The sequence below is a fragment of the Streptomyces sp. NPDC051020 genome (assembly GCF_040683105.1).
Classification (GTDB): domain Bacteria; phylum Actinomycetota; class Actinomycetes; order Streptomycetales; family Streptomycetaceae; genus Streptomyces.
In genome coordinates, this window is the sequence record NZ_JBFBCG010000166.1 from 1 (window position 1) to 6660 (window position 6660).

The window sequence follows — 6660 nt, forward strand, 5'->3', positions numbered from 1 at the left end:
GCTCTCCGGGGTCCCTTGCCACACAACGGACATGACGCCACGTCACTCACGAGACCGGCGAACCGGACCAATCCCAATCGCGCAATGCCCCTGCCTGAAGGATCGAGGCTGGTGAGGTACTGCGACGACTTCGTTGTCCTGTCGCCGACCAGACAACGGGCAGAACAAGCCCGGGAATTGGTGGCGCGGATGCTCGGACAACTAGGGATGCGACTGCACCCGGAGAAGTCCGGCATCGCTTGCCTCACCCGAGGCGAGCAGGGCTTTGAGTTCCTCGGCTTCCACCACCGGAAAGTCGAGTCGTGGAAGTGGCGGGGCAGGTTCTACTTGCAGCGCTGGCCTTCGGACAGAGCGATCCGCGTGCTGCGGGAAAAGATCCGCGCAGCCACGGGCCGTTCAAAGACCGAGCGGCCGGTGTCCGCTGTGGTCGCCGACCTCAACCCGGTCCTGCGGGGCTGGGCCGCGTACTTTCGCAACGGGAATTCTGGGCGGAGGTTCAACGCGGTCGACGGCTATGTCCACGAACGGCTGGCGATCCTCACCAGCCGGAAACATGGCCGAGCGGGTCGGAACTGGGTCACTCGCTATACCTACGAGTGGATCACGCGGCTCGGGGTCTACCGCCTCACCGGAAACGTACGCAGGGCGACTGTGCATGCCAGTCGGTGAACGATGTCGGAAAGCCGTGTGCGGGAGAACCGCATGCACGGTTTGAAGCGGCGGGGACTGGAAACGGAGCATTAGCCACCGCGCCAGTCCCCGACCCTACTCAGCGTTGCCGTCAACCGCGCCCAGAGATCATGATTGACCACAGATCACCGAGTGCGAAAGACTCGCCCTCCGGCGCGACTTCATCGACGACGTAGAGATTCACGTGTGATTTGACGAAGCGATAGCGCCGATACCCTGGTTGCCCTTGAAGCTCCTCCAACAAACAGGCGTCATCCCTCTCGATTTCATTGCGAAGGGCTTCAAACGGAATCCCCTTCGAAATCCCCTGAAAGTAGGTACTCAAGACAGGGGGAATGAGACCCTCAATCCCGTTTGCCAGTCGACGAACCTGCACCGCGATAGTCTCGCAGCGTCCTGCAAACAAGTTGAATTCCAGAATCCCGTAATCCAGACGCAGGGACTTCTTCCTCTGATCCGCCAGGCACTGGTCTCCCAGCGTCTCGCGGATCTGCCCCCGCGAGGCACCAAGGCCCAGACCTGCGACGGTTTCTGTCACCGTTACGCTCGCGAGGAAGCTGGTGGCCCTCATTTGATCTTCCCCAGCGCTTTTATGAGGAAGTTCATCTCCGGCGCCCGATTGATCGAATTTCCCCAGTTATGATCATTCATGTCCGCCATTGTAGATCGCGCCTTGCCGATAAGGTCAGCCCTCAACTCAGGGTTACCCATGATGGCTTTTCGCGCGGTTTCCACATCACGTGCACTAGCCATTCCGTTACTCATGCGAAGCCCCTCGAATCCGACTCCGCCGTCACCTGTCGGGAAAATTCGAACCTCGGAACTTCCGACATGGATGTGCGCACCCTTCGTGGCCCAGTCAGATGCGGCCGGAGAAATCCGGATACTGGGCTCTGCACAATTGTGGACCAGGACCGGTGTGGCCCCCGCCAGCACATAGTACGTGTGCTACGTGACCCCTCTCTATCTGCGTATTCGCAGATCAGCGGCGGTTTCGGGTTCCGCTGGTGTCCGTGGTTGTGCAGGGGAATCCGTGGGTGTTGCCGTCGCTACTGCCGTCACGAGCGCGGGGGCGCACGGTGGTGCTGCCGCTGGCCCGGTGTCGGCGCAGGGGACTTTACTGCCACGCTCCAGGGTCGGCACGGAGTATGGCGCGGACGGTCTGCTCGTAGTCCTGGTGGCCGGTCTGGGCGCAATGTCCGGCGATCCAGCGCGTCAGCTCGTCCGGGGTGTGCAGGGTGCCGGATGTGGCACCGCAGTTGCGTTCCTCGCCGGTGACGCAGACCGCCGCGAAGGCCGGCAGAGCCAGGGGGTCGGGGACGGTGGTCACGTGATACTCACGGAATCGGTAGCGCCCCCGTGCGGAGTCGCGGACCAGTGCGTCCGTTTCAGCAGAATCAGGCACCCTCGTCCACCTCTTCCTCTTCCGGTTCTCCCTCTTCCGGGTCCGGGATGCGCTGTCCGCGCGAGTCCGCAATCCTGAGCGCATCCGCCAGGGCTTCTGTCAACCGGCAGGCCAGCCAGCGGTATTCGCTCGCCGACAGGGCTTTCGCACCGGGCGCCGTGGCGTCGCGGACGTACTCCAGCAGTTCCTGGCCCATGCTGAGCTGTACCGTCTCGATGCTGTCGGCGAGCGTGGAGAGGTAACCCCGGCCGTCGCTGCTCAGGTAGCAAGGCTTCCCCTCCGGGCTGGTCCACGGCAGTAAGCGGGGACCTCCCCCGCCCGACGCGGCGTCGTACAGCTCTCTGTGACGCATGCGGTCGGCATCGCTCCTGGGCTGGCTCACTGGGCACCCCCGGCCTGGGTCACTGACGATGGACACACCGACCGTAGGCACTGACTGATCGTCACCCCAGGTGGCAGCCATGGCAGTTCGCGACTCTTGGTTCACGAACTGCCACGCTGCGTGGCAGCTACCCGACAACGCCCAGGTAGTCGGCCATGTCGCGCATCTCCGTCGTGAGAGTGCGCTTGCGCTTGCCCAGGATCTCCTGCATGGTCTCGGCGGCCCCGTTCTGGTGCCGCAGCCACTGCGGGGCGGCATCCCTGGCACGGGTCAACTCGTCCATGGCTGCGGACAAGTCGCCGGTCCGGGTGTGGGCGCGCGCCACATCGAGGGTGAAGCGGTTCCCGTCGTTGGTGCTGGGCCTGCCCAAGCGCTTCCACGCCTTGGGCGACAGCTCCTCCTGCTCGCCTGCCTTGCGCACCACCGCGCGGGCGTCGCCAATGACCAGGGAGTCTTCGAGTGCCTTGACCGCGACGGTGACCGGCCCGAAGACGGACCAGTGCCGGGAGACGTTGCGATGTGCCGTCCCGACAGCGGTTGCCGCGACCCGGGCGGCTTGACGGTACTCCTTCGCCTCGTCCGGACGGTTGTTCCTCGCGGCTGCGGCGGCGGCCTCCATCGCCAGGCCGCCCCACACCGCGTAGTGGTCGGGCTCGGCCCCGGTGATCTTCGGCTCCACCGCGTCCATGCTCCGGGCGGCGACCTGTTCCGCCTCGTCCAGCCTTCCTTGGCGCACCAGCAGCCAGCACATGCAGCCGACACCGGAGCCCGCCGCCAGCATGTCTCCGGCCTGACGGGCATCCGCGATGGCGCCACGCACAGCGGCATACGCGATGCCGTACTGCCGCACCTGGGTGAGGTAGGTCCCGGCCAGACGCAGCGCCTCGGCCCGAGCCAGCAGGGCCTGCCGGTGCTCGTCCCCACTGTCGTAGTAAGCGACGGCCTGTGCTGCATCACGTAGCAGGCCCGGCAATTGAGCCGCGACGCTCTTGTAGCTGTCGGAGAAGTACAGCACCCGTGCGTCTTGCAGCGTCCGCCGGAAGGTGCGCAGGTTCGGTTCCTCGTCCACGACTTCGGCGGCCTGGTCCACGAGCCCGACGGCTGGGGTGAGGGCGGCGCGGAGCTGGATCAGGTTGACGCGGTTCGGCTCCTCGGTCCGCCCGACGGGCTCCGGTGCATCGGACGCCATCAACACGGCCGTGGTCACCCCCAGCGCCCGAGCGAGCATGTGCAAGGTCTCCATCCGGAGAGTGCCGCCCTGCTCGACCTTGCGTACCGTGCCCGGGGATACGCCTGCGGCGTGGGCCAGTTCCTCCTGGCTCATCCCCGCGCGACGCCGGTACTTGCGGACGTTGTCGGCCAGCTCCGTAATCATCAACTCACCACCTCCCACTCCACCGTACGCCCGGTCGGCACATCAACCAGGGGCGATCCGGCAGCCACCCGCCCGCAGGGGTGCCACACCACGTGGCGGGCCGGGACTCCGGCAGGATCGGGACCTGAGTGGGAGGGGGTCCCTCGTCGGTCGGGCAGCTTTGCCGTGCCAGGGTTCGCCGGGGGCCGCCAAGGCTCACATCGTGACGCGTGCGCTCGGCCTTGGCGGCCCCCGGGGGTTCCTGGTACGCCCTCCGGTGACCGGGCGGCGAGGGATCCCCTCCCGCGTACCCGACCCTCAACCACCGACGAAGCCGCACCCGTCCACTCGCCCTCCATCCCCTCAGAAAGAGGGCTGGGGTCTGGGGCGGAGCCCCGGAAGCGGTTCGCTGTGCTGGCTGTTGCGCGCCCGGACCGGCGGGGTCGTCGGCAAGCGGGGCGGAGACAGGAGCGGGCGGCGGCCCCGCAGGGCCGGAGCGCGCGCGGGCCGCGTCAGCGGGCCGCCTTGAACAAGTAGAGAAACTCTGAACAGCTCGAAGCGGCTTGCCCCGTGCCCCGCCGTTGCCCGCGTCGGGATTCAGCACCGACGCTTGCCTTCGGCCAGCCTGTCGACAGGCGTTGAGGCTTGGCAGCGTTCCCCTCTGCGTGTCGTTGCCGCTCTCGACTCTTGCGCTGCTCCACGGCGTCGCGATGGACCGCGGTGGCTTCGAATTCGGCGCCGGCCTTCGCCGAGCGCTCCTCGGCGGCTGCGAGTTCGACGGCCCGACAATCACCGAGACAGTCAGCGCCGGCGGTGACGAACCGCCGCCTTCGTCCGCTGACGTTGCCGTCAACTACTGCCGTCACCTCATGCATAAGCCCCGTCAGACACGTCTGACGGGGCTTATGCATTGCAGTCGCACAAACCAGCTTCTGGCATCACTGAGGCCGGGGTTCAGCCGCCTACCCCCGAAGGAATCCGTCGCTGCACTTCGCCATGACCCAAACGACGAGAAACAGTCCAGACTGGTTTCCTGACCTGGCCCCAAGAAGCACTGACTGTCGCGGTTTCACTGTCCTATGGCCACGCGAGCATAAGGGTAGATGTAGATCTTAACATCCCCACCCAGGCCTGAATCTGCTCGAAGAATCAGACCAGATTCTTGATTCTCGCAGAATACAGAGATCCCGCGCACATCGCCAAGTACTTGCTCCACCATCACCACACCCCCTATCGACATTCTCCACTCTGCACTACGCATTACCGCATCCCATTGAAGGTCAATGGCATAACCGTTCGGCGCATCCAGAGAGATAGAAGATCGATTATTGCCCTCAGTTGATTTTGGAACAACTCCAAAATTCGAGAGAAAGTCTTCACTCGGCGACACCGAAAACCCGCCCTGCGCAATCTCGAACTTCTTGAAGATTGAAATTGCCTCAGGATCACGCTCCAAGAGCGCATCGTAGTGATCGGGATCTTTCACTAGTTCGGGGTAGCCGATCAGAACTTGCAAAGCAGTGCCGCCTGGATCAACGACAGACAGCTCCCAACCGCTAGGGAAGCGACCGTCCACGACCCGGAACCATTCGACTGGACACCAATTAGGGCGACCGTCATCCGAGGCGATCAAGACGATAACGCGTGAGGCGTACTGGGCAAGTCCGTAGACTCCGTAACTGCGACCTTCGGTAACCGGGATCGCGTCCTGTGCCGCGAGGCTCTTAACGATCACGCCTGCATCCCCTTTGTTTTATCGCTTGAACTTGTAGTCGTCGACTTGCCCAGTCCTGGGATTGTAAACGTAATGGATCTCAATCCCGTCGATGTTTCGACTCATCTTCTGCCAGCCGTCGCTTCCATCCCACCGGGGATCTGTCATCCCCTTCTTCAGGGGTACCACGAATCCGCTAGCTGGGTCCGACGCGGCTTGCTTCATTGCAATTTGCTCTTTGAGGGAGCGAGGCGTTACGTCCCCCGTCGAACCTCGCCCAAGCGGCTCTGGAGCGTCCGGATTCCCGACACCTGCTGGGCATGTGTTATTGCTGTTGTGAACGAGGACCGGCGTCTCGCCCGCCAGCACATAGTACGCGTGGACGCCATCGATGGTCAGGTCGTGTGTGCGCTGACGCTCTGTGAAGAACCGCAAGCTCTTCACGGGGAAGGTTTTGCCCTCCGGTGTCTGAAGCAACATGCCCGGCTTCAGATCGCTGGCGTCTATGAATCGATGCTCGTTCGCCACCCAGAACGGGTGGGTGACCGTCGCGACAAGCGAGGAGTCGCCGTCAGGTGTGGCAACAGTGAGGTCGACGAACTTCTTGTCGTCCTCGGTGACGATGGTGCCGACGACCTTGCGGGTGAGCTTCTTACCCGTCTTCGGGTCTGTTGTGACAACTGTGTCGCCAAGTGCGACGTCTTCGATGCTCTTGCGTTTGCCGTTGGCCAGCTCAACTTGCGTGCCTGGAAGGAAGCTGTGACAGTCGCTCTTCGCAAGTTTCGACTTCGCTGCAGCCCAGGCCCCCTTGGCCTTGTCATACGCCTTGGATGCCTTCCACATCTCTTGGGCGCCGCCGATCAAGTCGTTGGCCAGACCGGTGACCCGCTTGATCAGCTTGTAGGCCTTGTTCCACTTCCAGGGTGCGCCGTACTTCGCCAGGAACTTTCCGGCGAGGCCGCCGGCGAAGCTGCCGGCGACGTTCAGGGCCGTTTCGCCGCATGCGCCCAGGTCGCCGCTCAGGGGCATTGCGCGATTGGGATTGGTCCGGTTCGCCGGTCTCGTGAGTGACGTGGCCTCATGTCCGTTGTGTGGCAAGGGACCCCGGAGAGCAG

The 6660-nt window shown here is 63.9% G+C and carries 8 protein-coding genes; 1 reads left to right on the top strand and 7 read right to left on the bottom strand.

From position 1 onward, the window contains the following. Positions 1 to 669: group II intron maturase-specific domain-containing protein (locus tag AB0N06_RS37680; protein ID WP_366139186.1), on the top strand; the 669-nt coding region annotated here is incomplete at its 5' end. A gap of 112 nt (positions 670 to 781) precedes the next feature. Here the strand turns inward: AB0N06_RS37680 and AB0N06_RS37685 are convergent. From AB0N06_RS37685 to AB0N06_RS37715, 7 genes are all read right to left on the bottom strand, one after another. Then, on the bottom strand, positions 782 to 1261 hold the full coding sequence (locus AB0N06_RS37685; RefSeq protein ID WP_366139187.1) for a hypothetical protein: 480 nt from the start codon (positions 1259 to 1261) through the stop codon (positions 782 to 784). Continuing rightward, a complete protein-coding gene (locus tag AB0N06_RS37690) occupies positions 1258 to 1455 on the bottom strand; it encodes a hypothetical protein (RefSeq protein WP_366139188.1) in 198 nt (65 codons plus the stop codon). Before AB0N06_RS37690 ends, AB0N06_RS37685 begins: the two co-directional genes overlap by 4 nt. 352 nt (positions 1456 to 1807) lie before the next feature. After that, a complete protein-coding gene (locus AB0N06_RS37695; RefSeq protein WP_366139189.1) occupies positions 1808 to 2095 on the bottom strand; it encodes a hypothetical protein in 288 nt (95 codons plus the stop codon). Next, positions 2088 to 2447 (bottom strand): hypothetical protein, encoded by a 360-nt coding sequence (locus tag AB0N06_RS37700; RefSeq protein ID WP_366139190.1) that lies wholly within the window; start codon positions 2445 to 2447, stop codon positions 2088 to 2090. The genes AB0N06_RS37695 and AB0N06_RS37700 overlap by 8 nt, the downstream gene beginning before the upstream one ends. Before the next feature lie 157 nt (positions 2448 to 2604). Beyond that, on the bottom strand, positions 2605 to 3852 hold the full coding sequence (locus tag AB0N06_RS37705) for a helix-turn-helix domain-containing protein (RefSeq protein ID WP_366139191.1): 1248 nt from the start codon (positions 3850 to 3852) through the stop codon (positions 2605 to 2607). Positions 3853 to 4900: 1048 nt separating this feature from the next. Beyond that, positions 4901 to 5566, bottom strand: a complete 666-nt coding sequence (locus AB0N06_RS37710) for a hypothetical protein (protein ID WP_366139192.1) — start codon at positions 5564 to 5566, stop codon at positions 4901 to 4903. Between the two features lie 18 nt (positions 5567 to 5584). Next, positions 5585 to 6660: Hint domain-containing protein (locus AB0N06_RS37715; protein WP_366139193.1), on the bottom strand; the 1076-nt coding region annotated here is incomplete at its 5' end.